The sequence below is a fragment of the Candidatus Symbiopectobacterium sp. NZEC135 genome (genome assembly GCF_025962695.1).
The window spans coordinates 1-2,387 of record NZ_JAGFPF010000211.1; the positions used below are offsets into that span (position 1 = coordinate 1).

A 2,387-nucleotide genomic window follows, 5' to 3' on the forward strand; every position below is an offset into this window, starting at 1 on the left:
AACGATAAAGGCTTATCCCACCAGCGAAACCACCAGCACCACCAGTAATCCCACCACCGAGTTGGTCAGTTCCAACAGCCCCCAGGTTTTGAAGGTGTCCTTAATCGACAGCCCAAAATACTCCTTAAACAACCAGAACGCGGCATCGTTAACGTGAGTCAGAGTGTTACTCCCGGAGGCGGTGGCGAGCACCATCAGCGCCGGGTTGACGTTAAAGGTGGTGATCATCGGACCGACAATCCCAGCCGCCGTGATGGCGGAGACGGTACCAGCACCGGTAGCAAGACGCAGCAGTACGGTGATAAACCAGGCCATGATCAGCGGTGACACCGATGAATGGCGCATCATATCCGCAATATAATCGCCGACGCCGGTGTCCATGATAATTTGTTTAAACGCGCCGCCCGCACCGATGATAAACACCACCATGGCTACTTTTTCAATGGCAACGGTGTAGGATTTCATGACGTCGGACATACTTCTGCCGCGATTAACGCCAAAAGCAAACAGGCTGACCAATACCGCAATCAACATACTGATTTGCGCACTGCCGATAAAATTAAGGAAAGGCAGCACCACGCTATTTTTGGCAATAAACAGCTTCAGCACGGTAACACCGGTAATAATCATCGCCGGGATCAAGGGCACCAACAGGCTGATCGCAAAGCTTGGCATTTCATCATCAGAAAATACCTTTTGCGATTCCAATAATTCGGGAATGGGACGATCCAAATTCCCCAGCAGTTTGGGTAACAGGATGCCCGAGCAAATTACGGTAGGGATGGCAACGATAATGCCATAAATATACACCATCCCCATATCTGCATGGAATGCAGTCACCAGCGCCGTGGGGCCGGGCTGAGGTGGGAACAGGCTGTGCGCCGTGGTGGCGGCGGCGACCATGGTGATACCCAGTTTCAGGAAAGGAATTTTTGCTTCTCGGGCGATGCTGATAATCAGTGGAGCCAAAATCAGGAAGGCCACTTCGTAGAACATAGCCAGACCGAAAATCAAGCCAATCACCAGAATGGCCCATTGAACTTTCTGTGGCCCGAATTTTTTCAGTAACGTTGATGAAACCCGCTGCGCCGCACCGGAATCCACCATCAATTTACCCAGAATGGCACCAAACAGAATAATTAATGCCAGATGCCCCAGCGTACTGCCGACGCCATTTTCAATCGATTTACCAATTGCCTCAAGTGGTAACCCTTCACACACCCCGACAAAAACCGCCGCCAGCAGCAGTGCCAACATCCCGTTAATTTTAAATTTCATATTTAAAATTAACAGCAAAACGACGCCCAGAGCCACCCATATAATGGGCAGCGCCTCAATAATGAAATTCATATTTTCCCCGTAAACATTGAATAAAAAAACCAAATTAGTCGGACATTTCTTTTCTACATACATGACCACAGCAAAACATGTCCTACCAATTAGGCGCCCACCCTGCGCCAAAAACTGTGATGAAGATTAAAAATTTTTTTATGGGGAAAATGACCACTACTTCTACGTGATTTAAATCACATAAAGAAATGCAACGTATACGATAAACATGCAATAAATGAGAAACGTATTATACCAATAAGGTTAAGAGGGAAACCAAAAGGCGGGAAGTGGCACGGCAGCACGCGACAACACGCGCCACCGTTATCGATCTCGTACTATGACTCGGACTTGTCCGTTTTCTCCTCCGGCACAAGCGCTGAGCGACTCTCGTCATCTTCCTTCACCGGCGTGTTGGCGGTGAGCAGATAGGGTGACTGCTGCCAGCGGCTGCGGCGGTACTGCAACAGCGTGCGGGCCAGAATAATGCCGATCGCCAAGGCCAGCAGAATCATCAGGCGTAAGATATTGGTGGTATTGTCGACCTGCTTGGCGTCGGTCGCCAACACGTGAGTGTCGAGCGTCATACGCAGAAAACCGATCGGGCCATCCTTGCCGTTGATGGGCTGCACAATCTGGTGGTTGAAATAGCTACCCACCCGCTTACCATCCAGCGCCAGCCGGTCGCGCACCACGACCTCTTCCCCGGTGCGGGCAATCAACGAACCGTCCTGCTGATAGAGTGCCGCGTCAAGAATACGGCTATTTTGCGTTAACTGCGCCAGCATCGTGCTGATTTTCTGGCTGTTATCATCGTTGCTTTCCATCAGCGGCGTCAGGCTGAACGCCACCTGCCGCGCCAGCGTGCGCGCAATGTCTTCAACCTGCTCTGAACGCGCCATTTGATGGCTCAGGCTGAAATAGGACGCCCCCTGCATCAATGCGACCAGCAGCGCCAGGCAGATCAGCACAATAGCGGTACGGTGTAAGCGGAATTTTAACCGGGTGTGGACCATGAGAATCCCTGAGCGATTTGCATACTTTCATGTTGCCAGAAG

The 2,387-nt window shown here is 50.9% G+C and carries 2 protein-coding genes; both read right to left on the reverse strand.

Annotated features, from left to right (window positions below; all coding sequences use genetic code 11):
• Positions 1-12 precede the first annotated feature (12 nt).
• Positions 13-1,338, reverse strand: a complete 1,326-nt coding sequence (locus J5224_RS25020) for a gluconate:H+ symporter (protein ID WP_264627918.1) — start codon at positions 1,336-1,338, stop codon at positions 13-15.
• Between the two features lie 329 nt (positions 1,339-1,667).
• Positions 1,668-2,345 (reverse strand): YtjB family periplasmic protein, encoded by a 678-nt coding sequence (locus J5224_RS25025; protein WP_264627917.1) that lies wholly within the window; start codon positions 2,343-2,345, stop codon positions 1,668-1,670.
• Positions 2,346-2,387 lie beyond the last annotated feature (42 nt).